The organism is Streptomyces sp. Y1, from assembly GCF_041053115.1.
Classification (GTDB): domain Bacteria; phylum Actinomycetota; class Actinomycetes; order Streptomycetales; family Streptomycetaceae; genus Kitasatospora; species Kitasatospora rubellomurina.
In genome coordinates this window covers 1,474,863-1,500,593 of the sequence record NZ_CP163445.1, presented here as the reverse complement: position 1 = coordinate 1,500,593, position 25,731 = coordinate 1,474,863, and the positions used below count along the sequence as shown (strand labels likewise).

The window sequence follows — 25,731 nt, the reverse complement described above, 5'->3', positions numbered from 1 at the left end:
CGTGACTTCGGCCACCCCCGCCCCCGCCACGAGCAGCACCCGGCGCCCGGCCCGCACCCTGCGGGCCGGGCCGCTGGCCGCCGCCCTCACCGCCGCCCTGCTCCTCGCCCTCACCGCCGCCGTCTCCCTCGGCTCCGTCGACATCCCACCCGGCGAGGTCTGGGCCGTGATCGCCCGCCGCCTCACCGGACGCACCCCCGAACCCGGCACCCGCGACCTCATCGTCTGGCAACTGCGCTTCCCCCGCGCCCTGCTGGCCGCCGTCGTCGGCGCCGGACTCGGCCTGGTCGGCACCGCCGTCCAGGCCATCGTCCGCAACCCCCTCGCCGACCCGTACCTGCTCGGCATCTCCTCCGGCGCCTCCCTCGGCGCCGTCGCCGCCGTCGTCCTCGGCACCACCCTCGGCCTCGACCTCACCTTCGGCAGCGCCCTCGGCCTCACCGTCTCCCTCGCCGCCTTCACCGGCGCCCTCGCCGCCTTCGCCCTGGTCTGGCTGATCGCCCGCCGCGGCGGCGGCTTCGCCCCCCTGCGCCTCGTCCTCGCCGGCATCGGCATCGCCCAGTTCCTCGGCGGCCTCACCAGCTACCTCGTCCTGCAGACCCGCGACGAACAGCAGACCCGCGGCGTGCTGTTCTGGCTCATGGGCAGCCTCGGCGGCGCCGTCTGGGCCCAACTCGCCCTCCCCGCCGCAGCCGTGGCACTCGCACTCGCCCTCCTCCAGGCCCGCGCCCGCGGCCTCAACGCCCTCCTCATGGGCGACGAGACCGCCGCCGGACTCGGCATCGACGTCACCCGGCTGCGCCGCGAGGTCTTCGTCGTCACCAGCCTGCTCACCGGCGTCCTGGTCGCCGTCTCCGGCGCCATCGGCTTCGTCGGACTCATGGTGCCGCACGTGTGCCGACTCCTCGTCGGCGGCGACCACCGCCGCCTGCTGCCCCTGTCCGCCCTCACCGGCGCCGTCCTGCTCGTCGTCGTCGACACCGCCGCCCGCACCGCCCTGGACGGCCAGGAACTGCCCATCGGCGTGGTCACCGCCGTCCTCGGCGCCCCCACCCTGCTCTACCTGCTGGACCGACGACTGGAGCCCAAGTGAGGATCGCCGTCGAGGACCTGAGCGTCACCCTGGCCGGCCGGCGGGTGGTGGCCGGAGTCCACCTCGTCGCCGAGGACGGCGAGATCGCCGGACTCGTCGGCCCCAACGGCAGCGGCAAGTCCAGCCTGCTGCGCACCGTCTACCGGCACCTGCGGCCGAGCGCCGGGCGGGTGCTGCTCGCCGGGCGGGACGTGGCCGCGTTGCGGCCCGCGCAGTCCGCCCGGCACATCGCCGCCCTGCCCCAGGAGCGCGGCGGTGACTTCGAGTTGAACGTGCGCGAGGTCGTCGCGATGGGCCGCACCCCCTACAAGGGGGCGTTCGCCGCCGACGACGCCGAGGACCACCGGATCACCGCCGAGGCGCTGGCCCGGGTCGGCATGGCGGCCGCCGCCGACCGCCGCTTCGCCCAACTCTCCGGCGGCGAACGGCAGCGGGTGCTGCTCGCCCGCGCCCTCGCCCAGCAGCCCGACGTCCTGGTCCTGGACGAGCCGACCAACCACCTCGACGTCCGGCACCAGGTCGAACTCCTGGCCCTGCTGCGGGAACAGCGGCGCACCACCCTGGTCGCGCTGCACGACCTCAACGCCGCCGCCTCGGTCTGCGACCGGCTGCACGTCCTGCACGACGGCGCCCTGGTGGCCTCCGGGGCGCCGCGCGAGGTGCTGACCGCCGAGCTGCTGGCCGAGGTCTTCGGCGTCCGGGCGGCGGTGGTCGAACACCCGCTCACCGGCGATCCGCTGATCGCCTTCGACCACCGCACACCGGCCGGGCAGGGCGCGTAGCGGCCTCCTGCCCGGCCGGCGTGCGTCGTACGTCGAGCGCTCAGCTGCCCCCGTCGTGGCCCTGGTCGCGACTCTCGTCATGGCCCTGGTCCTGGCCCTGGTCGCTGCTCTCGTCGCTGCTCTCGTCGTGGCTCTCGTAATGGCTCGGCCGGCCGTCCCGCAGCACCGGGCGGCCGAGCCGGGCCGCCTCCTCGCTGCGCAGCAACTCCCAGCTCCCGTCCGTACGGTGGAGCACCGCGGAGTGCCAGGGGGTGGTCCAGGCATCGGGCGCGGCGAGCAGCCGGATGCCGAACTTGGGCGCGCCGGCCGGCTGCGGGTGGATCGACAGCCGGACCGACCGGGGGTGTCGCTCGGCGATCAACTCTCCCCAGGCCCGGCTGCGTTGGATCACCCCGTAGGCGCGGCGGCGGCAGTCCCGCTGCAGCGCCGAGCGGGTACCGGGGAAGCCGGTCGAGTCCTCGGTGAGGAACCGGGTGATGCCGAGGTACAGCCGCCGGGTCTCCTCGTCCGCCAGCACCTGCTCGCGCAACTCTTCCAGGCCCGGGGCGTACCGGGCGTGCACCAGGGCGCGCTTCTCGTCGTGCGGCAGGTCGCCGAGGACGGCCCGCAGGTCGAAGGTGTCCAGGCGGGTCAGGCCCTCGGAGGCGATCATGCGAGTCAGCGCGTCGGAGTACTCGTCGATGTGGCGGTCGGGGACGTGGACGAGGTCCCCGAAGATGTGCCCGTCCGAGCAGATCAGGATGCGGGCGCCGGGCGCGTACAGGCGGCCGATCTCGGCGCAGAGGCCGTCGAGGAAGGTCAGCGACAGGCGCTCGCCCTCGTCGGGCAGGTGGCCCAGCACCTTCGCCGGGTTGGGGGACTTGCAGGGGAAGCCCGGCAGGGTGAACCGGATCGGCTCGCCCGCCGCGATGAAGTCGGCCACCTGGGCGAGCTGGAGCGGGAAGTGCTCCGGGCGGGCGTCGAACTCCGGGTCGGCGGCGCGCCGGTGGGGCAGCAGCAGGGCGAGGACGCGGGCGGCGAGGCGGGCGGCGCCGGGGGCATCCTGGCCGTCGCGGCGGTCGCGCTCGGGTATGGAGGCGGGACGGGCGGGTGCGGTGAGGGTGCCGGCGGATGGCATGGCGGGGTCCTCCGTGACGAGGGGCGGGGAAGTCGGGGCGGTGCGCGGCGGTGCGCGGGGGTGCGCGGGGCGGCGTGGTCAGGCGCGGCGGTCGTAGGCGACCGGCAGCCGGTCGACCCCGCGCGCCAGGACGGCGGGGATCCAGCCCAGCTCGTCCAGTCCCTCGCCGGGCTCCGGCGACGGGCGCAGCGCGGGCAGCCGGGTGAGCAGGGTGGCGAGGGCGACCTGGAGTTCGGCCCTGGCCAGGGCGGCGCCGGGGCAGTAGTGGATGCCGTGGCCGAAGGCCAGGTGGGCGTTGGGCGTGCGGTCGAGGTCGAGCCGGTCGGCGTCCGGGAAGCGCGCCTCGTCGCGGTTGGCGGCGCAGAGCGAGACGATCACCGAGTCTCCGGCCGGGACGGTGGTGCCGAACAGGTCGTCGTCCTCCGCGAGGAACCGCCAGGTGGTGAGTTCGAACGCGGCGTCGTGGCGCAGCAGTTCCTCCACGGCGCGGGCGAGCGTGCCCGGGTCGTGGCCCGGCCGGTCGGGCGAGGAGTCGCGCGGGGAGTCGCGTGGGGAGTCGGGTGAGGAGCCGAGCAAGGAGTCGCGAAGCCGGGCGAGTTGGTCGGGGTGGCGCAGCAGGGTGACCACCATGGTGGTGATCTGGTTGGTGACCGGCTCCTGCCCGGCGACCAGCAGCTGGAACACCATCGAGTCGAGTTCGGCACGGCTCAACTCGCCCGCGTCGTGGGCCTCGACGAGCCGGCCGAGCAGGTCCTCGGTCGCCGTCCAGCCGGGCGCCGCGCGGTCGGCGCGCTTGCGGTCGACCACGTCCGCGATGTACGTCTGCAGGCCGCGCAGCCGTGCCTCGTACGCGGGCCGGCCCGGGTCCTGCGGGCCCACCGGCTGGACGACCTTGCCCCAGTCGCGGTCGAAACGTGCGGCCAATTCGGCGGGCAGGCCGATGACTTCGGCGAGCACCCGGAAGGGGTAGTGGGCGGCGAATCCGGCCACCAGGTCGGCGCCGCCGGTCTCGGGCAGCTCGTCGACGAGGGCGTCGGCGAGCTGCTGGAAGCGCGGGCGCAGCGACTCCACCCGGCGCGGGGCGAAGGCGTCCAGCACGAGCCGGCGCATCGAGGTGTGCTTCGGCGGGTCCTGGTGCAGCAGGTGGACCTGCAGCGCCGAGTGCTGCGGCTCGGGCATGATCGACGCCAGTCGGCGCCAATTGGCGTTCCCGAGCGCGTGGTTCTTGCCCAGGCGCGGGTCGTTGAGGGCGGCGTGGGCGGCCTGATAGCCGGTGACCAGCCAGGCGTGGATGCCGCTCGGGAACTCCACCCGGTGCACCGGCCCGGCCTCGCGCATCCGCCGGTAGAGCGGGTACGGGTCGCGCTTGTACGCGGGCCCGTACAGCGGCACCGGATCGGGCAGCGGGCCGCCGTCGCCTCCGGCGTACGGGCAGCGCGCGGCCTCGGCGCCCTGGTGGGCGGTGTCGGTCATCTTCGGTGTTCCTTCGGGGAGTTGGCGGCGGGACGGTGAGATCGGGCCGCGGGGTCGATGCGTGAGGTCAGCGGGTGGGGTCGGAGCCCCCGGGGCCGGAGCCCGGAGGTCGGAGCCCGGGGAGCCGGAGCGTGAGGTCAGCGGGCGGACGGGCGGCGCCGGGCGAGCAGCGCCACGGCGGACGCCGCCAGCAGGGCGGCCAGGGCCAGGCCCGTGTGCGCACCGGTGCCGGTGCCGGTGCCGGCACGGTCGCCGGCCAGGGCGGCGGCGGTGCCGAGCGCGGGGCCGAACGCGAAGCCCAGGCTGCGGCAGAGCTGGACGGCGGACCCGGCGGTGGCGAGCCGGCCCGGCGGGGCGGCGGACATCACCAGGGCCTGGGTGGGGCCGCCGTTGAGGCCCATCCCGGCGCCGGCCAGGGCGAGCCGCCAGGCGATCTCGCCGCCGGACCAGCCGGGGTCCAGCGGGACGAGCAGGGCCAGGCCGAGCGCGGTGACGGCGGCGCCGATCAGTGCGGTGGGGCGAGCGCCCCAGCGGTCGGCGAGCCGCCCGCCGAACCGGCCGGCCAGCACCATGCCGAGCGGGAAGGCCAGCATGGTCAGCGCGGTGGCGGTCGCGCTCTCGCCGCGCGGGCCGCGAAGATTCTGGGCGAGCAGGTAGTGGCAGGCCGCGAAGCCCGCGGCGAGCGCCAGCACCGAGGCGTTCGCCCCGGCGGTACGGGCGGTGCGCAGCAGCTCCGCGACCGGCCGCCCGCCGGGCCGGCGCAGCCACAGCAGCACGAGTGGGACGGCGGCCGGCGCGAGCAGCAGGCACTGCGGCGCCCGCGCGGACAGGGTGAGGCCGAGCAGGACGGAGGCGACGGCGGCACCGATCAGCGCCGCGTCGCCGAGCGCCTCGCGCTCGGGCGGCCGCAGCCCGCCGCGCCGAGGGGCGCACCGGTGCACGATCAGGGCGGCGGCCAGGCAGACCGGCAGTTTGACCAGGAAGACCGCCCGCCAGCCGAAGTGGTCCAGCAGCAGCCCGCCGACCACCGGCCCGGTGACGGCCCCGAGCGGCCCCAGCGTGGCGGGCACGCTCATCGCCCGCCCGCGCAGCTCCGGCCGTACGGAGGTGGCGGCGAGCACCGGCATCAGCACGAACAGCACGGCGGCGAAGGCCCCTTGGGCCAGCCGGGCGGCGATCAGCCAGGCCGCCCACGGCGCGAGTGCCGCCAGCACGCTGCAGCCGGCGAAGCCGCCCACCGCCAGCAGCAGCGCCGGTCGCGTGCCGACCTGGTCCAGCCATCGGCCGGCGGGCAACAGCAGGGCCACCAGAGGGAGTTGGTACCCGAGCGCGGCCCACTGGGCGACACCGGGGGAGACGTGCAGGCCGACCGAGATGTCGGTGAGCGCCAGGTTGACCACGTTCATGTCGAGCATCGCGACGAACGAGAGCATCCCGGCGGCCACGACCAGGCTCCACCGGTCCTGCGTCGGTTGCGGAATCCGACGATCCGTCAGATTTGGTGGGGAGGGGTTCTGGTGAGCCGCCATGGTGCCCTCCGATCGCCTGCCGCTGTTCTGCCGGACACCGCCTCGTCGGCGGGTCCGGTACAGCAGTCGGGGGAGGGGCGCCCCTGGTTCCGAACACCTGAAGGATTTCTTCGGGGGTGTGCGGGAGGGGGCTCAGAACTCGCCGCGCTCGATCGCCCCGAAGTCGATCTCGCCGTCCTGCTTCAGCGGGAGGGTGCCGCCGTTGAACAGCAGCTCCGTCATGCGCTTCGACCTCCGCTCCTCGTTCCTGATCGGGCCGAGGAAGGAGTTGACGCCCTCCGTGGGACGGTGGCCCGTGCCCCGCCAGCCGGGCATCGTTTGCAGCCGGTAGACCTCGGTGAGCCCGTCGCGGTACTCCCGGAGCACCTCGTCCAACTCCGCCCTCGCGGCGCGCAGTAGCGCGATGGCTCGCGGCGCGGCCTCCAGTGGCGACGCGGAGATGACGTCGCCGTCCCTGGGCCCGTCCGGCGGCGGCGGCCGAATGGCCATGGCGCGCGGCCCCCGCGCACGCGGGCAAGACGCCCCCGGACGGACGACGGTCGCGCGCGAACAACTTTCAGCGAACAGATAACAGATGATGAAAGCTGAAATCTGAAAGCTGTTATCTGTTATCTGTTCGCTGACATCCGTCGGCCGTCAGTCGTTCGCAGCCGGCCGGGAGCCCCCGCCGCCCCGTCCGCTCAGCAGGCCGTCGCGAGCTCCCCGTGCTCGGCCGCTCGCAGCCGGGCGATCAGCTCCTCCCGGGCGCGGGCGACACGGGAGCGGACGGTGCCGACCGGGCATCCGGCGACTTCCGCCGCCTCCACGTAGCTGAGGCCGAGCACCTGGGTCAGGACGAAGGCCTCCCGCCGCTGCGCGGGCACCCGGTCCAGCAGGTCGCCGAGCGCGATGCCGTCCTCGAACCCGGCGGCCGGCGCGGCTCCCGCCCCCTGGCGCTCCGCCGCCTCCTGCCAGTCCGGCAGCGCGGCGCAGCGTGGCCGGGCGGCGGCCATCCGGTAGCGGTCGATCACCGTCCGCCGGGCGATCGAGAGCAGCCAGGTGCGGGCCGAGGAGCGTCCGGCGAACGCGGGCAGGCCGCGCAGCGCGCGCAGGAAGGTCTCCTGGGCGAGGTCGTCGGCGGACTGCACGTCCGTGAGATGGGCCACGAACCGCCAGACGTCCCGCTGGGTGGCGCGGATGAAGGCCTCGACGTCGGCGGCCCGGCCGGCCCGGGCGGTCAGCGCGAGCGCGGTGAGCTGGTCGTCATCCACGGCAGCCCCCCACCCGGCCGGTCCCGGCACGGCGACCGTGCGAGACGATGGTCAGATGAGATGCGCGCAGTTCCGTACCGCTCTGTCCGCCCGGCTCGACGGCGAACCGACCGGCCTGCCGGGCATCCGTCTGGACAAGCACCTCGCGCGCTGCACCGGCTGCCGCACGTGGCTGGACCACGCCGAGCGGCTGCGCACCCGCACCGGGCGGACCGCCGCGGACGGCCCCTCGCAGGAGTGGTCGGCCCGGCTGCTGGCCGGGCTGGGCGAAGCGGGAACCGGGTCGGCGGACGGGCCGCGCTGAAGCGGCCGAAGCCGGAACGGCGAAGGCGGAGCGGGCGCGGGCCGGAGTCGGCGCGCCGTCGTGGTGAGGCATGGGAAGGTCCCGGGGGAAGGGCTGGGGACGGCGCCGCGCGTGGCGGCACCGTCGGCGTCCGTGGGCGTCGCGCGCACCGCGTCGCACCTCCCGGAGGGCGGCGTCAGCGGCGAGGCCCGGGCCCCGGCACGGCGGCGGCACAGGGTGCGACCGACCGGCAGGGGCGACCTGCCCGCCACGGGTGAGGCCCCCGGCGGCCGGTGACCGGCGACAGCGTGAACAGCCGGAACCGGTACGACGGCGGAGGGCGGAAGGAGCGCGGCGGGCGCGTCAGCAGGCGAACGCGAGAGCCGGCGGCCCGCGCCGCACGACGGCATGCGTGAGCAGCACCGACCGGGGCGGCCGGGCGGCGCGGTCGACGGGCCGGGGCGCGGCCGGCCGCCGGTAGCCGAGAGGCCGCCCGACCAGTGCCAGCAGCGGGAGCAGCGGCCGCAGCAGCGCCCCGGCGACCACCCCGCCGAGCGCGCCCAGCAGGTCGAACAGCCGCACCAGCGCGGCCTCGCCGCGCCAGAGCAGCAACGCACAGGCCAGCGCGGCCAGCACGTGTGCGGCGAGCATCCCCGGCGACATGCCGTGCGCCATGCCCTGGGACACGCCGTCCGTCATCCCGTCAGCAGCGCCGGACACCCTGCCCGCCGCCGCGTCGTGCGCCATGCCGCCGCCCCCCGAGGCGGCGTGCGTCGCCGCCCCGTGGTGCATCCCGGCCATGACGTGCAGACGGCCCGCCGGCGGCGGGACGCCCGGGTCGAGGCCGGCCATCCGTGCCAGTTCGGCGGCGGAGAGGCCGCCCGGTGCCCGGTCCGGGTTGCAGAGCAGCAGCGCGGCCCAGTCCGTGGTGGCGAGGCGGCCCAGGCCGGCGCCGCCCCCACGGGCGGCCGCCCCGGCCTGTTCGAAGAGCAGGTGCAGCGCGCCCTGCGCCGCCACCATCCAGACGCCGATCACTGCGAGCCCGCGCCGCCGCCCGGCGAGCAGCCAGGTCAGTCCGAGGACGGCCCCGAACGCGCCGGCCAGCACGGCCGGCGAGACGCCGGCGCCGGACATGGCGACGTGCGCCGCGGCGGCCAGCGCCACGCACAGCGCGGCGAAGACCACGGCGCGCAGCAGGCGAACTCGGTCGGTCATCACGATGGCACTCATCGTCGCATCCGCCCCGCCCGGTCCGGACCGCACCCTGCGGTGAAGACCGGTTCCCCCTCGTGAGACCATGCCCGGCCCGTGCCCGGCCCGTCCGCTCCTGTCCGCGCCCCCGCCGCTACCCGAGACGCTCCCACAGCGCCAGGTCGTGCGCGAACAGCACCCGGTGCGGCGCGAACCGCTCGACCCGGTCCAGCCAAGCCGGGTAGCTCGGCAGCGGCGGCGCCACACCGTCGAGCGCCGCCCGCCGGGCCAGCGCCGCCCGGCCGTACTCGGACGCGGAGTCGTACGCCTGCCCGGCCAGCAGGGCCGAGCGCCCGCCGGGGCGCTCCACCAGCAGCGACTGGTGCCCCTCCGTGTGACCGGGAGTCGGCAGCACCCACACCCCCGGCCACACCTCGGCCTCCCCGTCGAGTACCCGGTAGTCGGCGGCGGGGAAGTCGACCAGCGCGTCGATGGTGTGGCCGCCGGCCCGCGCCGCGGCCAGCTCGGTGGCCTGCACCACCACCGGCACCCCGGCCAGCAGCGGGTTGCCGCCGCAGTGGTCGAAGTGCAGGTGGCAGTTGACCACCAGGTCGATGTCGGCCACCGACACCCCGACCGCCGCCAGCGCCTCCGGCAGCGGCCGGCGGACCGGACGGTAGTGCGCCTCGGTCTCCGGCTCGCCCGCACCGATCCCGGTGTCGAACAGCAGCAGGCCCTCCGGCCGCTGCACCAGGTATGCCAGGACGGGCTCCACCCGCGGCTCCGTCCCGCCCGTTTCGGAGGCCGGCCGGACGAAGAAGCCCAGGTCGAGTCGGCGGATCGGGTACATGGTCGGTCCCCCCTGTTCAAACTGTCCGTGAAACCCGTACGGCCCGAGCAGCCCGTACGGCCCGTGAAACCCGTACGGCCCGCACGGCGTGTACGGCCCGTACGGCCGCGCAAGCCCGGGTGACCCCCGCTCCCCGCGGCCGAGGGCCCGGCCGGGGCCCTCATCCGCACCCTACCCGCCCGCCGGAAGTCCCCGGCCGGGCTTCAGCTGGTTCCCCGTCAGGCGCCGAGCCGCGCAGGTGGCGGGCGTCACTGCGAGCGGCCGAACCCGGGAGCACAATGCCGGACATGACTGAGCAACCGTCGCCCGCAGGGGGCCGCCCCACCGACCAGCCGCCCACCGACGCCCCAGCCCCAGCCGCCGACACCGGCTCCGGCACCGCCACCGCCACCGGTCCCACCGCCGCCCGCGTCGACCGCCCCACCGCCGACGCCTGGGCGGCCCTCGGCGGCGCGCCGGAGCTGCTGGACCGCGTCGGCTTCCACGGCCCGGACGACGTCCTGCCCTCCGGCCTGCCCGTACGCCGCCTCGCCCGGGCCACCGTCGCCGCCTGCTCGCTCGCCGCCGCCGAACTCGCCGCCCACCGCATCGGCGGGCCCGTCCCCGCCGTCCGGGTCGACCAGGGCGCGGTCGGCACCTCCTTCGTCAGTGAACGCCACCTGACCGTCGACGGCCGCACCCCGGTCGGCTTCGCCCCGCTCTCCGGCTTCTGGCGCGCCTCGGACGGCTGGGTCCGCACCCACGCCAACTACCCGCACCACCGCGACCGCCTCCTCGCCGTCCTCGGCCTACCCGCGGACGCCGGCCCGGAACGGCTCGCCGAGACGCTGAGCGGACTGCGGGCCGAGGACGTCCAGGAGCGCGCGTACGCCGCAGGGGCGCTCGCCGTCGCGGTCGCGCCCGTGAGCGACGCCACGCACCCCCTGGCCGAGAGCCTGCCCGTACCCGGCACCGCGGCCGCCCGGCCGCTCGGACCGGCCCCGGTGGACCGGCCCGCCGCGGGCATCCGCGTCCTCGACCTCACCCGGGTCATCGCGGGACCGGTCGCCACCCGCACCCTCGCCCTGCTCGGCGCCGACGTCCTGCGGATCGACTCACCCCGCCTGCCCGAGGCCGAGGACGCCCACACCGACACCGGCTTCGGCAAGCGCTCCACCCGCCTCGACCTCGCCGACCCGGCCGACCGCGCCGCCTTCGACGACCTGCTCGCCACCGCCGACGTCGTCGTCAACGCCTACCGCCCCGGCACCCTCGACGCCTACGGACTGGCCCCCGAGGCGCTGTTCGCCCGCCGCCCCGACCTCGTCCTCGCCCAGATCTGCGCCTGGGGCTGGACCGGCCCCTGGGCCGGGCGACGCGGCTTCGACAGCCTCGTCCAGGCCGGCGTCGGCATCGCCGCCCACGAGGCCGGACCGGACGGCCGCCCCGGCGCCCTGCCCGCCCAGGCCCTCGACCACGGCACCGGCTACCTCGCCGCCGCCGGAATCCTGCGCGCCCTCACCGACCAGCGCACCGGCCGCCCCGGCGGCCGCCACCTGCGCTACTCCTTCGCCGGCACCGCCTCCTGGCTGCTGCACGGCATCGCCCCCGAACCGCCCGCCGAATCCTCCGAGCAGGGCACCGAGCCGTACGACCCGGCGCCGTACCTCACCGTCACCGACTCCGCGTACGGGAAACTGCGCCACGCCCTCCCCCCGATCGGCTACGACGGCGCGCCCACCGACTGGGCCCGCCCGCCCGGCCGTTGGGGCACGGACCGGCCCGTTTGGCTCTGACCGGCCGGTTTGGCTCTGACCGGCCCGTCCGGATCTGACCGGCCCCCGCGCGGACGGTCTGTCAGTGGCGTCTGGCAGCATCACCGCCATGACCGCACACGCCGCCGACTACACGTGGACCGCCCAGCGCTACCCCATCCTGGGCGAGGCCTACTGCCTCGCCCAGGTCCAGGGGCTGGACGCCGAGGAACTGCTGCGCCGCTACGACGCGCTGCCCGCCGGCAGCGTCGTCGGCCTGGACGCGGTCCTCGCCGCCTGGGACGCGTACGAGGAGGGGGAGGACGAGGACGACGACGACTACGAGGACGAGGACGAGGACGAGGACGGCGAGGGGCCCGGGGAGGCCGCGGCGCAGTCCGACCCGACCGAGGACCGGATCTTCGTCGCCGTCACCGAACTCGACGGCTGGGCGATCGCCGTGGAGCCGTACGGTTACCTCGGCACCCTGTGGGAGGTCATACCGCGGCTCGCCGAGGGCACCCGGCTGGTCTCGCACTACCGGAACGTCAACGCAGCCGACACCTTCGACTGGTGGGAGCACGGCTCCTGCCGACTGCACTTCGAGCCGCTGTTCCCCGACGACCGCCACGGCTCGGACGCCGACGCCCCCGGCATCCCCGAGCTGATGACCCACTGCGGCTTCCACCTCGACACCGAGGACCACGAGCTCTGCACCGAGGCCGCGTTCGCCCTCGCCGAGCGGCTGACCGACGTCCGGCTCAGCCCGGAACGGCTGGAGGCCGCGACCTTCCTGCTCGGCTACGCGCCGAGGCCCGTCAGCCCGTCCGCCCAGAGCTGACGCCCCGCCCGGGGCTGAGGCCCGGCCCAGAGCAGACGCCCCGCCCGGGCCCGCTGACGGTCCGACCCCGCTGCGCCCTGCCGCAGTGCGCCCGGCCGGGCCGCGCCCGACCTCGGGGCCCTCGCCGTGTCACATCCCGGACGGGATCCGCTTGGCCCGCCCCCGCACCTGGATCGCCGTCGCGACCTCGATCACCCCGAGGATCACCAGCCAGCAGCCCGCCAACACCGTCAACGCGGCGATCGAACCGACCGGCCACACCATCAGCAGCACCCCGGCCAGCGTGTTGGCCACGCCCGCGAACGCCTGCCAGCCCCGGGCCGGCATCAGCGGATCGGACGCCGCCGCCGCGAGCTGCGTGATCCCCCTGAACAACCAGCCGATCCCGATCCACAACCCCAGCAGCAGCAACGACTGCACGGCGCTGCGGAAGCACAGCAGGCCCAGCAGCACGCAGATCGCGCCGCTGATGAACGCCATCACCCGCAGCGCGGTGGTGACGTGGGTGCCGAACGCGGCGGCCAGCTGCACGACGCCGATCACCAGCAGGTAGAGGCCGAACAGCACGCCCACCACCAGCAGGGTCTCGCGCGGCCAGGCGAAGACGACGATCCCGAGGGCGAGCGAGGCGATCCCGGCGGCCAGCAGGATCTGCCACGCCGCCTTGGCGAGCAGTCCGAGCGGACCCTGGACCGGGGAACCCTCGGGGGTGACGATCGGAGAAACCACGGTGGCGCACTCCTCGGACTGGCGGCCGGCCGGCCCGCGCGGCGGGCGAGGACGGCGGACGAACAGGGAACGGACAGGGAACGGACAGGGGACGGTCCCCAGCCTCACCGCGCCGCCGCCGGTCCGCGCGCCCGACACCGCCGTTCGGGGGCCATCGGTTCGGAGACGCCCGGTGCCCCACGTGCCACAGTGGATGGGCGCCCGGTTGCCGGAATGCCATGTTCCATCCACCCGTGGTCGATACCATCCGGTGGTATGACTCCTGCAGGGTGGGGGACCCCGCCGGTCGAACCGATCAGCCAGCACTACATCGTGTGCGGCGGCAACGCGCTCGCCCACCGACTGGTACTGGAACTCGTCGAACACTACGAAGTCCCGGTCGTCGTCCTCGTCGCCGACCGCACCCGGGACCACGCGCCCCAGATCGAGCAACTACCCGGCGTCTCCGCCGTCGTCGAGTACGCCACCATCACCGACGAGGCCCTGCGCGCCGTGTCCATCGGCACCGCCCGCGGCCTCGCCCTCGTCGAGGGCAGCGACCAGGACAACATCCACGCCGCACTCAGCGCGCAGGGCCACAACCCGGACATCCGGATCGTGTTCCGCATGTTCAACCAGCGCCTCGGCGACCACATCGAACGGCTGCTCAAGAACGGCGCCGCACTCTCCGGCTCCGCCACCGCCGCCCCGGCCTTCGCCGCCGCCGCGCTCGGACGGCCCAACTCCGTCGAGGTCGGCGGGCGCTTCCTGCACGTCGCCTTCGACGACGCCATCACCCCCGACCGGATCTGCGTGGTCGCCGACCACGTCGACCGCCAGGACCTCAGCCGGATCCGCCTCTTGCCGGAGCAGCAGGAGTTCGCCGAATTCGTCAAGCTCGCCCGCGAGTTCGGCGACGACGGCCCGGTGCGACCCGGTGGCGTGCGGCGCCCACCGGAGCGGTCCGGGACGATCCCGGAACAGGCCGACGCGCCCCAGGACCCACCGGGCCGGCACGACCCGGCGAACGAGCACGATCCGGCGGCTGAGCACGGCCCGGCGAACGAGTACGACCCGGCGGACGAGAGCGGCCCGGCCGACCCGGGCGGGATCGCCGCCCTCCAGGCGCTGCCCATGGAACCCCGCGAACCGATCAGCTGGGCGCGGCGGCTGCGCTGGCGACTGCTCGACACCATGCGCTTCTTCACCAGCGCCCGGATGCGGCTGGTGCTGCTCACCGCCCTGGCCGCAGTGCTCATGGCGTTCGGCGTGCTCTGGTACCTCAACCGGGACTTCGGCTGGACGGTCTACATCTCGCTGCTCGACCTGGCCGGCGCCGCCCAGCCCGACCAGCTCGCCGACATCGCCAACGGCACCGGCACCGGCGGGATCTGGCAGCGGGTCGCCCAGGTGGTCATCACCGTCTGCGGCATCACCTTCGCCCCGGTCGCCACCGCCATCGCGGTCGAGGTGCTCGGCTCCGGACGCCGCGGGCAGCCCCGCAACCCCGGAGCCGGCACCCGGGACCACGTGATCGTCGTCGGCCTCGGCAACGTCGGCACCCGCGTCGCCGTCCAACTGCACCAGCTCGGCGTGCCGGTGGTCTGCATGGAACGCGACCCGCAGGCGCGCGGCATCGGCGCCGTCCGGGCGCTCGGGATCCCGGTCGTCATGGGCGACGGGCCGCTGGAGCAGCAACTGCGCCGGGCCCGGCTCCGGTACAGCCGGGCGCTGGTCGCGGTCAGCGGCGACGACGCCACCAACGTGGAGGCGGCCCTGGAGGCCCGGCACGGGAACCCCGACGTCCGGGTGGTGGTGCGGCTGTTCGACGACGACTTCGCCAGGCACTTCTACGCCACGCTGGACAATGCGGCCTCCCGCTCGGTCTCCTATCTGGCCGCGCCGGCCTTCGCCGCCGCCCTGATGGGGCGTGAGGTGCGCGGCACGCTGTCGGTGTTCCGGCACGTGCTGCTCATCGCCGAACTGACGGTGGAGGACGGCAGCCCCCTGATCGACCTGAACCGGCACGACCTGGAGGACCCGGGCGGCGTCCGGGTCATCGCGGTCGGGTTCGCCCGCAGCCCCCGGCTGGACTGGAACTTCCCCGACCGCACCCGGCGCCTCGCCCCGGGCGACCGGATCGTCGTCGCCGCCACCCGCAGCGGGCTCGCCCGCCTCAACACGGCGCTGGTGGAGGAGGAGACGGCGGACAGCTGACGACGAACAGCTGACAGATTTCAGATGATGAAATCTGAAATCTGTCAGCTGTTATCTGTCAGCTGTTATCTGTTCGCCGTCATGCGCCGACTGTCGTCCGTCAGCGGTTCTCGAACTTCGGCGGGCGCTTCTCGGCGAAGGCCGTCATGCCCTCCTTCTGGTCCGCCGTGGCGAAGGCGGCGTGGAAGAGCCGCCGCTCGAAGCGCACGCCCTCGGACAGCGTCGTCTCGAAGGCGCGGTTGACCGCCTCCTTCATCATGATCGCCGCCGGGGTGGACATGGCGGCGATGGTCTCGGCGGTGGACAGCGCCTCGTCGAGCAGCTGGTCGGCGGGGACGATGCGGGAGACCAGTCCGGCCCGCTCGGCCTCCTCGGCGCCCATCATCCGGCCGGTCAGGCACAGTTCCATCGACTTGGCCTTGCCGATCGCCCGGGTCAGCCGCTGCGAGCCGCCGATGCCCGGGATCACGCCGAGCTTGATCTCCGGCTGCCCGAACTTCGCCGTGTCGGCCGCGAGCAGCACGTCGCACATCATCGCCAACTCGCAGCCACCGCCGAGGGCGAAGCCGGCCACGGCCGCGACCACCGGCTTGCGCAGCGCGCCGAAGCGGTCCCACGGGCCCAGCCAGTCGTCCAGGTAGACGTCCGGGAACCGGTTGCCCTGCATCTCCTTGATGTCGGCGCCGGCCGCGAAGGCCTTCTCCGAGCCGGTGACCACCAGACAGCCGATCTCCGGGTCCCGGTCGAAGGCGGTGGCGGCGGCGACCACCTCGTTCATCAGCTGGGTGTTCAGCGCGTTCAGCGCCTTGGGCCGGTTGAGGGTGATCAGCCCCACCCGGCCCCTGCGCTCGACCAGGATCGTCTCGTACGTGTCGGTCTCGGTCATCGCCGTTGACTCCCATTTCCGCTGCTCGGCGCCCCGGGGGCGCGCTCTGACCCCCCAACGATCCACGACGCGAGCCGCCTGGCGCCAGTCTTGGCATGCGAGACGCCGGTCACGAGTCGCCCGGGGGCCGGCCGCCGGGAGCAGGCAGCCGGCCGGACCAGGACGGGCCAGGACGGACCCGGCCGGATCAGGCCAGGCCCAACTCGTCGTCCGTGCGCGGGGCGAGGAAGCGCGCGACGTCCGCCGCCGTCACCTCCGCCGCCGAGGCGGGCGACCAGCGCGGGTCGCGGTCCTTGTCGATCACCTGCGCGCGGATGCCCTCGACCAGGTCGTGGCTCTCCAGCGCCGCGCAGGAGATCCGGTACTCCTGGTCGAGCACCGCCTCCAGCGACGGGAGCGTACGGGCCAGGCGCAGCGCGGCGAGGGCGACCTTGACGGCGGTGGGGGAGTTCCCGAGGACCAGTTCGGCGGCCTCCTTCGCCTCCGCCACACCGGAGTTCAGCAGCCGCTCGACGATCTCCTCGACGGTGTCGGCCGCGTAGCAGGCGTCGATCCAGTCGCGCCGGGCGTCGAGGGCGGCGGGCGGTGCGGGTTCGGCGTGCGCGGCGACGAGGCCGCCGACCGTCGAGGCCGGTTCGGTGCCGCGTGCGAGCGCTGCGGGCAGTTCGGCCAGCAGGTCGGGGACGCGCGCGGACGGGACGAAGCGGTCGGCGAACCCGCACAGCAGCGCGTCGCCGGGGCCCATCGAGGAGGAGGTCAGCGCCAGGTGGGTGCCCAACTCGCCCGGGGCGCGGGCGAGGAGGAAGCTGCCGCCGACGTCCGGGGTGAGCCCGATCCGGGTCTCGGGCATCGCGACGACGGAGCGTTCGGTCACGATCCGCACCGCGCCGTGGGCGGACAGGCCGACGCCGCCGCCCATGGTGATGCCGTCCATCACCGCGAGGTACGGCTTCGGGTAGCGGGCGATCAGCGCGTTCAGCCGGTACTCGTCGCGGAAGAAGGCGCGGGTGCCGGCCCCGCCGGCCTTGGCGTCGTCGTGCATCGCGCGGATGTCGGCGCCCGCGCACAGGCCGCGCTCGCCCGCGCCGGTGAGGGCGACGGCGCGCACCCGGTCGTCCGCGGCCCAGGCGTCCAGCGTCGCGCGCAGGGCCGTGATCATGTCGTGGGTCAGGGAGTTGAGGGCACGCGGACGGTTCAGCACGATCCGTCCGAGCCCGCCGTCGAGGAAGGTCCGGACCTCCGCCGTGGCCTCCTCGGCGCCGCCCGCCGCGACCTGCGCCGCGACCCCTGCCGTCACCTCTGCGCTCATCGGGCCCGCTCCCGTCCCCTCGGCGATGTCGACTTCCGCCGTCCACCGTACCGGGGCCGGTGAGGCGCGGGAGGGGTGGGAGGTGCGGGAGGTGTCGGCCCCGGGCGGCTACCCGGGCCAGGCGCGCAGGGCGAGTTCGGCGGTGCGGGCCAGTTCGGCGGCGGTGGCGCCGTCCCGGGCCTGCTGCGACATGCCCTGGATCACCGCGGCGAAGTAGCGGGCGAGCGCGGGCGGGTCGGCCTCCGGCGGCAGTTCGCCGTCCCGCTGCGCGGCGTGCAGCCGGGCCTCGAAGACCTGCAGGTTGGCGTTGCGCAGGTCGCGCAGGTGGGTCTGGACCTCGGCGTCCTGGGCGGAGACGTTGGTGGCGGCGCTGATCACCAGGCAGCCGGCCGGGTGGCCGGGGTCGGCGTAGACGGCGGCGGCGTCGCGCAGCATGCGGGCGAAGGTCGCGCGGGCCGTGGGCTCCTCGGCGAGGGCCGCGCCGAGGAACGCGCCGGCGGGGGAGCGCCCGTACTCCCGCACGACCTCTTCGAAGAGCGCGCGCTTGTCGCCGAACGCGGCGTACAGGCTGCCGGGCCGGATGCCCATGGCGGCGGTGAGGTCGGCGACGGACGTCGCCTCGTAGCCGCGCTCCCAGAACAGGCGGGTGGCGGCGGTCAGCGCCTCGGCGCGGTCGAAGGCCGGCGGACGGCCGCGCCGGGCCGGCCGGGTGCCCGGTGCGGGCGGGGTCGTCGTCGTCGTGGGTGTCGGCGACGGCGGCGGCAACGGGGGTGTCTTCTCGGCCATGCCGAAATTTTAGAGCAGTCGCTCAAGAAGGGTGTGCTAGGTTATTTCTTGAGCGATCACTCAATAAATGGGTGGCGACGCGAACAGGGAGGGTCAGCCATGGCAGGGCGCGCACTGGAGGGCAGGACGGCGCTGGTCACCGGCGGCAGCCGGGGGATCGGGCGGGCCACCGCCGAGCGGCTCGGCCGGGACGGCGCCGTCGTCGCCGTGGGCTACGCGCGGGAGGAGGACGCGGCCGCCGAGGTGGTCGACGGCATCCGCGCGGCCGGCGGCCGGGCGTTCGCGCTGCCGGCCGCACTCGGGTGGCACGGCGACGCCGTCGCACTGTGGGAGGCCTTCGACGAGCGGATCGTCGAGCACGCGCCCACCGGCGGCGTCGACATCATCGTGAACAACGCCGGGATCGGGCGCAGCGCCGACCTCGCGAACCTGACCGAGGAGGGCTTCGACGAGGTCTTCGCGGTCAACGTCCGCGCGCCGTTCTTCATCGTCAAGCACGGGCTGGAGCGGCTGCGCGACGGCGGCCGGATCATCAACATCTCCAGCGGCCTCGCCCGGGTGGCGATGCCGGAGATCATGGCCTACGGCTCGACGAAGGGCGCGCTCGACACCTTCACCCTCAACCTGGCCAAGGAACTCGGGCCGCGCGGCATCACCGTCAACTCGGTGGCGCCCGGCATCATCGACACCGACGTCAACGCGAGCTGGCTGCGCGGCAACCCCGCCGCCGCCGCCCACGCGGCCTCGCTCTCCGCGCTCGGCCGCGTCGGGCAGCCGGAGGACATCTCGGGCGTCGTCGCCTTCCTCGCCTCCGACGACGCGCGCTGGGTCACCGGGCGGGTGGTCGACGCCACCGGAGGGTCGGCGCTGTAGCGCGGAGGGCGGGCTCCGGCGAACAGCTGTCCGGTCACAGGCGAACAGCCGACCGGTCACAGCTGACAGGAAACGGATCACAGAAAACAGATGACAGCTGACAGATTTCATCATCTGAAATCTGTCAGCTGTCATCTGTCAGCCGTCGTTCGTCACTCGTTCCGCGGCCTCCGCCGTCCGCCGCCGGCCGGGCCCCCGGGGTGTCAGCCCACGCGCCCCGCGACCTCGCCGAAGCCGACGACCGTCCCGTCCGGCCCCGGTGCGGTGGCGGTGATGACGACCTCGTCGCCGTCCTCCAGGAAGGTGCGGGTGGTGCCGTCCGGGAGCTTCACCGGCTCCTCGCCGTTCCAGGTCAGCTCGATCAGCGCGCCGCGGGTGTCCGGCTCCGGCCCGCTGACGGTGCCCGAGGCGAACAGGTCGCCGGTGCGCAGCGAGGCGCCGTTGACGGTCATGTGGGCGAGCTGCTGCTGCGCCGTCCAGTACATGGTGGCGAACGGCGGGCGGGACACCAGGTGCCCGTTCAGCCGGACCTCCATCGCCAGGTCCAGGCCCCACGGCTCGCCGCCGCGGTCGTCCAGGTAGGCGAGCGGCTCGACATCGCGCCGCGGCGGCGCGACCCGGGCGTGCCGCAGCGCGTCCAGCGGCACGATCCACGGCGAGACCGAGGTCGCGAAGGACTTGCCGAGGAACGGCCCGAGCGGCACGTACTCCCAGGCCTGGATGTCGCGCGCGGACCAGTCGTTGAGCAGGCAGACGCCGAACACGTGCTGCTCGAAGTCGTCCAGCGCCACCGGCCGTCCCAGCTGCGAGGGCGTGCCGACGACGAAGCCGACCTCCGCCTCGATGTCCAGGCGCCGGCTCGGCCCGAAGGTCGGCGCGGCGTCGGCGGGCGCCTTGCGCTGCCCCTGCGGCCGCACGACGGGCGTGCCGGAGACGACGACCGTGCCGGCCCGGCCGTGGTAACCGATCGGCAGGTGCTTCCAGTTGGGGGTGAGCGGCTCGGAGCCGGGGCGGAAGATCTTGCCGAGGTTGGTGGCGTGGTGCTCGGAGGCGTAGAAGTCGACGTAGTCGGCGACCTCGAACGGCAGGTGCAGCTCGACCTCGCCCACCGGCAGCAGGGCCGGTGCCAGCACCTCGCGGAACGACTCGTCCGTCAGCCAGGTGGTGAGGTCCGCGCGCACCTGCGTCCAGACCGAACGCCCCGCCGCCATCAGCGGGTTGAGCGAGTCGGCGTCGAGCAGGACGGACGGCGCGCCGGCCGCGCGGGCGGCGGCTCCGGCGTCCAGCACGAAGTCCCCGACGCGCACGCCGACCCGGCGCCGCCCGGGCTGGTCGGCGGCCGTGAAGACGCCGTACGGCAGGTTGTGCACGCCGAACGGCGAGTCCTGGGCGCTGGGGAGCCAGCTGCGCGGGCTGCTGGGGGTGGTGCTCAACGGTCCTCCTGGGGCAGTGGGCCGGCCGACAGCAGGCCGAGCGAGGCCAGGTCGGCCAGCGGCTCGGCGATGCTGCAGGTGCCGAACGCGGTGAACGAGTTGCGGATCACCGTAACCTGACGATCCGTCAGTGAACGCACCGCCTTGGCGAGCGCCTCGCCGTCGCGCTCGGCCAGCACGGCGGCGGCCGCCGCCGGGTCGGTCTCCTGCGCGGCGAGCAGCACGTTGAGGAAGCCGTGGTGCTCGAAGCCGGTCCTCGGGTCGGTGTGCCGCACGGCGTTGTGCAGCCCGGCGGTGCACTTGTACGGCAGGCCGCGCCGTGCGCAGCCGGTGAGGAAGGCCGCCAGCTCCTCCTCGTCGGGGAAGGCCTCGGCGGCCAGGCCGCCGGTGCGGAACTTCGCCCGGTACGGGCTGTCGACCAGGGCGTCCAGCACCGCGTCCAGGCCGTCCCCGCGCAGGAGTTCGCGCGGCAGCTCGACGGCGGCGGGGACGTGCGGGGGCAACAGCCGGTCCAGTTCGGCGACGGCCTCGGCGGCGTCCCGGGTGGCGAGCTCGACGCCCGCCGCCTCGAACGGCGCGGCCGCGGCCAGTGCCGGGGCCAACTCCGCACTGCCCCCCGGCAGTACGAGCCCGACCCGCAGCGGCCGACCGCCGGCCGCGCCCGCATCCGCGGCCACCGCCTCCGCCAACTCGCCCAACCTGCCCGCCCCGCACAGGAACGGGCCGACCGCCTCGGCGTACCAGGCGTCGCGGTGCGCCCGGTGCGCGGGCACGGCCTCGGCGACCGGCAGGTTCCCCGGCGGGAACACCGCCGCGTCGTCGAACAGCCCGCGGAACAGCTCCGGGATCACGGGAACGGAACTCATCGCCCGGGCCCCCGACCCGCCCACGTCCAGGCGTAGTTGGCGTCCTCGCTGGCCCGCCCGCCCTCGCCGAGCTCCAGCGGGCGGAAGGTGTCCACCATGACGGCGAGCTCGTCGAAGAACTCCGCGCCGATGCTGCGCTCGTACGCGCCCGGCTGCGGCCCGTGGGTGTGCCCGCCCGGGTGCAGCGAGATCGAGCCCTGGGCGATGCCCGAGCCCTTGCGCGCCGCGTAGTCGCCGCCGCAGTAGAACATGACCTCGTCGCTGTCCACGTTGGCGTGGTAGTACGGCACCGGGATCGACAGCGGGTGGTAATCCACCTTGCGCGGAACGAAGTTGCAGATCACGAAGTTGTTGCCCTCGAACACCTGGTGGGCCGGCGGCGGCTGGTGGATCCGGCCGGTGATCGGTTCGAAGTCGCTGATGTTGAAGGCGTACGGGTACAGGCAGCCGTCCCAGCCGACCACGTCGAACGGGTGGTGCGGCACGGTGTAGCGGGTGCCCGCCACCCCGTGCGGGCCGCGGTGCTTGACCAGCACGTCGACGTCCCCGGGGGCGTCGACCACGAGCGGGCCGACCGGGCCGCGGAAGTCCCGCTCGCAGTACGGCGCGTGCTCCAGCAGCTGCCCGTACTTGGACAGGTAGCGCTTGACCGGGGTGATGTGGCTGTTCGCCTCGATGCAGTACGCGCGCAGCGGCTCGTCCCCGGACGGCACCCAGCGGTGGGTGGTGGCGCGCGGGATGATCACGTAGTCGCCCTGGCCGACCTCGATCGAGCCGAACACCGTCTCGACCGTGCCGGAGCCGGACTCCACGTACACGCACTCGTCGCCGAGCCCGTTGCGGTAGAGCTCGCTCGGCGCCCCGGCGGCGACGTACGAGATCCGCACGTCGGCGTTGCCGAGGACGAGGCGGCGGCTGCCCACGACGTCGGCGGACTTCCACTCCTGGCCCGCGAACAGCTCGTGCAGCTTGAGGTGGCGGGGGAGCAGCGGGTGGTTGGGCACCGTGGACTGGTCCGGCAGCTCCCACGGCACCGCGTTCACCACGGCGGACGGGATGCCCCGGTGGTAGAGCAGCGACGAGTCGGAGGAGAACCCCTCCTCGCCCATCAACTCCTCGTAGTACAGCCCGCCTTCGGGTGTGCGGTGCTGGGTGTGCCGCTTGGGCGGGATGCTGCCCAGCTGCCGGTAGTACGCCATCTCCCTGCTCCCTGCTCCTTCTCGACCGTGCCCACGGGATCGCCGCGGCGGTGACAGCTTGCCCCGGCGGCGGCCGCCGCGGCCAGAGGCCCCGCCGCGGCGACCGGCCGCGTGCCTGAAGCCGTGTGCCCACAGCCGCGTGCCTGAAGCCGCGTGCCCACAGCCGTGTGACTGCAGCCGTGCGGCTGCGGGGTGCGGCTACAGGTTGCCGCGGCGCTCCTGCTCGCGCTCGATGGACTCGAAGAGCGCCTTGAAGTTGCCCTTGCCGAAGCCCAGCGAACCGTGCCGCTCGATGAACTCGTAGAACACGGTCGGACGGTCGCCGATCGGCTTGGTGAAGATCTGCAGCAGGTAGCCGTCCTCGTCGCGGTCGACCAGGATGCCGCGCTTCTTCAGCTCCTCGATCGGCACCCGCACCTTGCCGATGCGCTCGCGCAGCTCCGGGTCGTCGTAGTAAGCGTCGGGGGTGTTGAGGAACTCCACGCCGCGCGCGCGCAGGACGTCCACGGTGGTGAGGATGTCGTTGGTGGCGAGCGCCATGTGCTGGCAGCCCGGGCCGGTGTAGAACTCCAGGTACTCGTCGATCTGCGACTTCTTCTTCGCGATCGCCGGCTCGTTGAGCGGGAACTTCACCCGGTGGTTGCCGCTCGCGACGACCTTCGACATGAGCGCGGAGTACTCGGTGGCGATGTCGTCGCCGACGAACTCGGCCATGTTCACGAAGCCCATGACCTTGTTGTAGAACGCGACCCACTCGTCCATCCGGCCGAGCTCGACGTTGCCCACGGCGTGGTCGAGGGCCTGGAACAGGCGCTTGGGCGAGCCCTCCGGGTGCTGCACCTTGCTCTGCGCGGCCACGTAGCCCGGCAGGTACGGGCCGTGGTAGCGGGAGCGGTCGATCAGGGTGTGACGGGTCTCGCCGTAGGTGGCGATGGCCGCGCGGCGCACGGTGCCGTTCTCGTCCGACTCGTCGTTCGGCTCCTCCAGCACGGTGGCGCCCATGGCGCGGGCGTGCTCGATGCACTTGTCGACGTCCGGGACCTCCAGGGCGAGGTCGACGACGCCGTCGCCGTGGCGGCGGTGGTGCTCCAGCAGAGGGCTGTCCGGGCGGACGCCGCCCTCGATCACGAAGCGGCAGGAGCCGGAGCGGAGCACGAACGACTTGCGGTCGCGGCGGCCGGTCTCCGGGCCGGAGTAGGCGACCAGCTCCATGCCGAACACGACCTGGTAGAACTGGGCCGTCTGGGTGGCGTTGCCGACCACGAAGACCACCGCGTCCTGCGCGGTGACGGGGAACGGGTCGCTGGCCGGGTCGTGCTCGACGAGGCCGACGAGGCGGCGCAGCTGGTCGGTGTCGAGACCGGCCTCGCGCTCCTCGGGGGTCAGCTCAAGGGCGTGGGACTGCGTGGTCATCGGTCGTTCCTCCATTTCGGGCCTCGGCTCTGAGGCGTCCGCTTGGATCGAGGCCGCGCCGCGGCGGGTGGGCGGGGCGGTTGGCGCAGAGCTTGCTCCTGTCCGGAAGGTTGGGCAACAGGTCGGAAATTCACTGCTCAATGTGTACAAGCTGATCAGGAATTCCGGGGCCCGACTGTGCAAAGTGCGCGGTCGAAACGGGTTGATTCACGAGCTGTGCGCAACCGGGGTTTGCCCGGCTCCGCCGGCGGGCAGATGGCGCAGGAACCAGCCCCCGGCCAGCTCAGCGGCCCGGTCCAGGGTCCCCGGCTCCTCGAACAGGTGGCTCGCACCCGGCACCACCGCCAGCTCGCTGTCGCACCGCAGCCCCGCCCGGGCCCGCCGGTTGAGGTCCAGCACGGTGCCGTCCAGCGAGCCGACCACGAGCAGCGTCGGGGCCGCCACCCGGGCCAGCACGTCCGGCCCGGCGAGGTCGGGCCGCCCGCCCCGGGAGACCACCGCGCGCACTGCCGGGCCGAGCGCGGCGGCGGTGTGCAGCGCGGCGGCCGCGCCGGTACTGGCGCCGAACAGGCCCAGCGGCAGACCCCTGGTCTCCGGCGGGCCGTCGTCGCCGGCTCCCCGGCGGTCCACGCCGTCGTGGGCGGTGAGGCCGTGGTCCGCGCCGCCGGTGCCGTCAGGGGTCGCGCCGCCCAGTCGGCGGGCGACGGCCGTCAGCCGTCCACCCAGCAGCCCGACGTCGAACACGTTGCGGCGGTCCGCCTCCTCGGCCTCGGTCAGCAGGTCGAACAGCAGCGTGGCCAGGCCCGCCCGGTTCAGGTACCGGGCGACGTACCGGTTGCGCGGACTGTGCCGGCTGCTCCCGCTGCCGTGCGCGAACACCACCACGCCGCGCGCGCCGTCCGGGACGGTCAGCATCCCCGCGAGCCGGACGCCCGCGACGGGGAGCAGCAGCTCGCGCTCCACGGGGCCGCTGCCGGGCGGGTCCGCGACGGCGGGCGGCGGGTGCTCGTGCCGGGCCGCGGCCAGCAGCCGCAGCACCTCCTCGTCCTCGGTCTGCGTGAAGTCGTCGTAGAACTCGCCGATCGCGAAGAACGGCGAGGGCGTGCCCACGCACACCAACTCGTCCGCCACGCCCGTCAACCGGTCCGTCCAGTCCCCGGGCGCCACCGGCACCGCCAGCACCACCCGGGCCGCGCCCCGCGCCCGTACGATCAGGCAGGCGGCCCGGGCGGTCGACCCGGTGGCGATGCCGTCGTCCACCACGACCACCGTGCGGCCGCGCAGTTCGAGGGGCGGCCGATCCCCCCGGTAGCGGCGGGCCCGGCGCGCCAGCTCGGCCCGCTCGCGCCGCTCCACCTCGGCCAGCTGCCCGTCCGTGACCCCGGCGACCCGCATCACCGACTCGTTCAGCACCCGGACGCCGCCCTCGCCGATCGCCCCCATGCCCAACTCGGGCTGGTACGGCACGCCGAGCTTGCGGATCACGCAGAGGTCGAGCGGCGCGCCGAGCGCCGCCGCGACCTCCGCCGCCACCGGCACCCCGCCGCGGGGCAGCGCCACCACCACCGTGCCGGGGCCGCCCAGGCCCGCGAGACCGGCGAGCCGGGCGGCCAACCGCCGGCCGGCGTCGGTGCGATCGGTGAAGCGCACTCCGGTGACGCGCATGACACGGCCTCCGGGTTCCACGGTACGTCGGTACGGCGCCCCGGCGCGCCCGGGGCCGGGGCGGGATCCGTCCGGGACGGGACGGGATCCGGGCGGGCCGGGGCGGGAAGTGAACGGGACCGGGCCGGGATACGTACGGGATCCGGGCGGGATGGTGGCGGGACGGGATCGGGACGGCACCCCCGTGCGGCCGGGACGGCGGGCGACGGACGGTGGTACCCGAAGGCGGGCCGC

Annotated in this window: 23 protein-coding genes; 7 read left to right on the top strand and 16 right to left on the bottom strand. The window is 74.7% G+C overall.

Annotation, left to right across the window (positions count from 1 at the left end; all coding sequences use genetic code 11):
- The first annotated feature begins 1 nt into the window (after window position 1).
- Window positions 2-1,093: an iron ABC transporter permease gene (locus AB2U05_RS06345; RefSeq protein WP_045710594.1), complete on the top strand. Its 1,092-nt coding sequence runs from the start codon at window positions 2-4 to the stop codon at window positions 1,091-1,093.
- Window positions 1,090-1,875: an ABC transporter ATP-binding protein gene (locus tag AB2U05_RS06340; protein WP_369182666.1), complete on the top strand. Its 786-nt coding sequence runs from the start codon at window positions 1,090-1,092 to the stop codon at window positions 1,873-1,875. The genes AB2U05_RS06345 and AB2U05_RS06340 overlap by 4 nt, the downstream gene beginning before the upstream one ends.
- A 40-nt stretch (window positions 1,876-1,915) precedes the next feature.
- Here the strand turns inward: AB2U05_RS06340 and AB2U05_RS06335 are convergent, their stop codons facing one another.
- The 5 genes from AB2U05_RS06335 to AB2U05_RS06315 all read right to left on the bottom strand — a co-directional run bounded on the left by AB2U05_RS06335 (window position 1,916) and on the right by AB2U05_RS06315 (window position 7,244).
- A complete protein-coding gene (locus tag AB2U05_RS06335) occupies window positions 1,916-2,992 on the bottom strand; it encodes an L-tyrosine/L-tryptophan isonitrile synthase family protein (protein ID WP_078861021.1) in 1,077 nt (358 codons plus the stop codon).
- A 78-nt stretch (window positions 2,993-3,070) separates the two neighbouring features.
- On the bottom strand, window positions 3,071-4,465 hold the full coding sequence (locus AB2U05_RS06330; RefSeq protein WP_369182665.1) for a cytochrome P450: 1,395 nt from the start codon (window positions 4,463-4,465) through the stop codon (window positions 3,071-3,073).
- Between the two features lie 137 nt (window positions 4,466-4,602).
- Window positions 4,603-5,910 (bottom strand): MFS transporter, encoded by a 1,308-nt coding sequence (locus AB2U05_RS06325; RefSeq protein WP_369182664.1) that lies wholly within the window; start codon window positions 5,908-5,910, stop codon window positions 4,603-4,605.
- A gap of 216 nt (window positions 5,911-6,126) precedes the next feature.
- A complete protein-coding gene (locus AB2U05_RS06320; RefSeq protein ID WP_369182663.1) occupies window positions 6,127-6,483 on the bottom strand; it encodes a hypothetical protein in 357 nt (118 codons plus the stop codon).
- 191 nt (window positions 6,484-6,674) lie between these two features.
- Complete coding sequence (locus tag AB2U05_RS06315; protein WP_045704658.1) at window positions 6,675-7,244, bottom strand: sigma-70 family RNA polymerase sigma factor; 570 nt, start codon at window positions 7,242-7,244, stop codon at window positions 6,675-6,677.
- Between the two features lie 55 nt (window positions 7,245-7,299).
- On the opposite strand from AB2U05_RS06315, the gene AB2U05_RS06310 reads away from it, so the two are divergent.
- Window positions 7,300-7,548, top strand: coding sequence for a zf-HC2 domain-containing protein (locus tag AB2U05_RS06310; RefSeq protein WP_052706661.1), 249 nt, complete (start codon window positions 7,300-7,302; stop codon window positions 7,546-7,548).
- Window positions 7,549-7,890: 342 nt separating this feature from the next.
- Here the strand turns inward: AB2U05_RS06310 and AB2U05_RS06305 are convergent, their stop codons facing one another.
- Window positions 7,891-8,757 carry a hypothetical protein gene (locus AB2U05_RS06305; RefSeq protein WP_369182662.1) on the bottom strand — a complete coding sequence of 289 codons (867 nt, stop codon included), beginning with the start codon at window positions 8,755-8,757 and terminating at the stop codon, window positions 7,891-7,893.
- 115 nt (window positions 8,758-8,872) lie between these two features.
- A complete protein-coding gene (locus tag AB2U05_RS06300; protein WP_045704653.1) occupies window positions 8,873-9,568 on the bottom strand; it encodes an N-acyl homoserine lactonase family protein in 696 nt (231 codons plus the stop codon).
- 287 nt (window positions 9,569-9,855) lie between these two features.
- Between AB2U05_RS06300 and AB2U05_RS06295 the strand changes: the two genes are divergently transcribed.
- Window positions 9,856-11,343 (top strand): CoA transferase, encoded by a 1,488-nt coding sequence (locus AB2U05_RS06295; RefSeq protein ID WP_369182661.1) that lies wholly within the window; start codon window positions 9,856-9,858, stop codon window positions 11,341-11,343.
- 88 nt (window positions 11,344-11,431) lie between these two features.
- Complete coding sequence (locus AB2U05_RS06290) at window positions 11,432-12,142, top strand: DUF6461 domain-containing protein (protein WP_369182660.1); 711 nt, start codon at window positions 11,432-11,434, stop codon at window positions 12,140-12,142.
- A 129-nt stretch (window positions 12,143-12,271) separates the two neighbouring features.
- Here the strand turns inward: AB2U05_RS06290 and AB2U05_RS06285 are convergent, their stop codons facing one another.
- Window positions 12,272-12,871 carry an HdeD family acid-resistance protein gene (locus tag AB2U05_RS06285; protein WP_045704648.1) on the bottom strand — a complete coding sequence of 200 codons (600 nt, stop codon included), beginning with the start codon at window positions 12,869-12,871 and terminating at the stop codon, window positions 12,272-12,274.
- Between the two features lie 255 nt (window positions 12,872-13,126).
- On the opposite strand from AB2U05_RS06285, the gene AB2U05_RS06280 reads away from it, so the two are divergent.
- Complete coding sequence (locus AB2U05_RS06280; RefSeq protein ID WP_369182659.1) at window positions 13,127-15,067, top strand: NAD-binding protein; 1,941 nt, start codon at window positions 13,127-13,129, stop codon at window positions 15,065-15,067.
- 100 nt (window positions 15,068-15,167) lie between these two features.
- On the opposite strand, the gene AB2U05_RS06275 is transcribed toward AB2U05_RS06280, so the two are convergent.
- The 3 genes from AB2U05_RS06275 to AB2U05_RS06265 all read right to left on the bottom strand — a co-directional run bounded on the left by AB2U05_RS06275 (window position 15,168) and on the right by AB2U05_RS06265 (window position 18,048).
- Window positions 15,168-15,953, bottom strand: a complete 786-nt coding sequence (locus AB2U05_RS06275) for an enoyl-CoA hydratase (protein WP_369182658.1) — start codon at window positions 15,951-15,953, stop codon at window positions 15,168-15,170.
- A gap of 187 nt (window positions 15,954-16,140) precedes the next feature.
- The gene (locus AB2U05_RS06270; protein WP_369182657.1) at window positions 16,141-17,262 is read right to left on the bottom strand and encodes an enoyl-CoA hydratase/isomerase family protein; all 1,122 of its coding nucleotides are present in this window, start codon (window positions 17,260-17,262) and stop codon (window positions 16,141-16,143) included.
- Between the two features lie 108 nt (window positions 17,263-17,370).
- The gene (locus AB2U05_RS06265) at window positions 17,371-18,048 is read right to left on the bottom strand and encodes a TetR/AcrR family transcriptional regulator (protein ID WP_369182656.1); all 678 of its coding nucleotides are present in this window, start codon (window positions 18,046-18,048) and stop codon (window positions 17,371-17,373) included.
- Between the two features lie 99 nt (window positions 18,049-18,147).
- Between AB2U05_RS06265 and AB2U05_RS06260 the strand changes: the two genes are divergently transcribed.
- Entirely contained in the window at window positions 18,148-18,921 is a 774-nt protein-coding gene (locus AB2U05_RS06260) for an SDR family oxidoreductase (protein ID WP_369182655.1), read from the top strand.
- A gap of 203 nt (window positions 18,922-19,124) precedes the next feature.
- On the opposite strand, the gene fahA is transcribed toward AB2U05_RS06260, so the two are convergent.
- The 5 genes from fahA to AB2U05_RS06235 all read right to left on the bottom strand — a co-directional run bounded on the left by fahA (window position 19,125) and on the right by AB2U05_RS06235 (window position 25,482).
- On the bottom strand, window positions 19,125-20,354 hold the full coding sequence (gene fahA / locus AB2U05_RS06255; protein WP_369182654.1) for a fumarylacetoacetase: 1,230 nt from the start codon (window positions 20,352-20,354) through the stop codon (window positions 19,125-19,127).
- The gene (locus AB2U05_RS06250) at window positions 20,351-21,220 is read right to left on the bottom strand and encodes a hypothetical protein (RefSeq protein ID WP_369182653.1); all 870 of its coding nucleotides are present in this window, start codon (window positions 21,218-21,220) and stop codon (window positions 20,351-20,353) included. The genes fahA and AB2U05_RS06250 overlap by 4 nt, the downstream gene beginning before the upstream one ends.
- Window positions 21,217-22,419 carry a homogentisate 1,2-dioxygenase gene (locus AB2U05_RS06245; RefSeq protein ID WP_045693113.1) on the bottom strand — a complete coding sequence of 401 codons (1,203 nt, stop codon included), beginning with the start codon at window positions 22,417-22,419 and terminating at the stop codon, window positions 21,217-21,219. The genes AB2U05_RS06250 and AB2U05_RS06245 overlap by 4 nt, the downstream gene beginning before the upstream one ends.
- A gap of 198 nt (window positions 22,420-22,617) precedes the next feature.
- A complete protein-coding gene (gene hppD, locus AB2U05_RS06240) occupies window positions 22,618-23,832 on the bottom strand; it encodes a 4-hydroxyphenylpyruvate dioxygenase (protein WP_045693114.1) in 1,215 nt (404 codons plus the stop codon).
- 207 nt (window positions 23,833-24,039) lie between these two features.
- The gene (locus tag AB2U05_RS06235) at window positions 24,040-25,482 is read right to left on the bottom strand and encodes a phosphoribosyltransferase family protein (RefSeq protein WP_369185911.1); all 1,443 of its coding nucleotides are present in this window, start codon (window positions 25,480-25,482) and stop codon (window positions 24,040-24,042) included.
- Between the last annotated feature and the right edge of the window lie 249 nt (window positions 25,483-25,731).

Coding starts and splice junctions, on each gene's coding strand:
- AB2U05_RS06335 (WP_078861021.1), bottom strand. CDS start 2,992: ATGCCATCCGCCGGCACCCTCACCGCACCCGCCCGTCCCGCCTCCATA.
- AB2U05_RS06330 (WP_369182665.1), bottom strand. CDS start 4,465: ATGACCGACACCGCCCACCAGGGCGCCGAGGCCGCGCGCTGCCCGTAC.
- AB2U05_RS06320 (WP_369182663.1), bottom strand. CDS start 6,483: ATGGCCATTCGGCCGCCGCCGCCGGACGGGCCCAGGGACGGCGACGTC.
- AB2U05_RS06310 (WP_052706661.1), top strand. CDS start 7,300: ATGAGATGCGCGCAGTTCCGTACCGCTCTGTCCGCCCGGCTCGACGGC.
- AB2U05_RS06305 (WP_369182662.1), bottom strand. CDS start 8,757: ATGAGTGCCATCGTGATGACCGACCGAGTTCGCCTGCTGCGCGCCGTG.
- AB2U05_RS06300 (WP_045704653.1), bottom strand. CDS start 9,568: ATGTACCCGATCCGCCGACTCGACCTGGGCTTCTTCGTCCGGCCGGCC.
- AB2U05_RS06295 (WP_369182661.1), top strand. CDS start 9,856: ATGACTGAGCAACCGTCGCCCGCAGGGGGCCGCCCCACCGACCAGCCG.
- AB2U05_RS06290 (WP_369182660.1), top strand. CDS start 11,432: ATGACCGCACACGCCGCCGACTACACGTGGACCGCCCAGCGCTACCCC.
- AB2U05_RS06280 (WP_369182659.1), top strand. CDS start 13,127: ATGACTCCTGCAGGGTGGGGGACCCCGCCGGTCGAACCGATCAGCCAG.
- AB2U05_RS06275 (WP_369182658.1), bottom strand. CDS start 15,953: ATGACCGAGACCGACACGTACGAGACGATCCTGGTCGAGCGCAGGGGC.
- AB2U05_RS06270 (WP_369182657.1), bottom strand. CDS start 17,262: ATGAGCGCAGAGGTGACGGCAGGGGTCGCGGCGCAGGTCGCGGCGGGC.
- AB2U05_RS06265 (WP_369182656.1), bottom strand. CDS start 18,048: ATGGCCGAGAAGACACCCCCGTTGCCGCCGCCGTCGCCGACACCCACG.
- AB2U05_RS06260 (WP_369182655.1), top strand. CDS start 18,148: ATGGCAGGGCGCGCACTGGAGGGCAGGACGGCGCTGGTCACCGGCGGC.
- AB2U05_RS06250 (WP_369182653.1), bottom strand. CDS start 21,220: ATGAGTTCCGTTCCCGTGATCCCGGAGCTGTTCCGCGGGCTGTTCGAC.
- AB2U05_RS06245 (WP_045693113.1), bottom strand. CDS start 22,419: ATGGCGTACTACCGGCAGCTGGGCAGCATCCCGCCCAAGCGGCACACC.
- hppD (WP_045693114.1), bottom strand. CDS start 23,832: ATGACCACGCAGTCCCACGCCCTTGAGCTGACCCCCGAGGAGCGCGAG.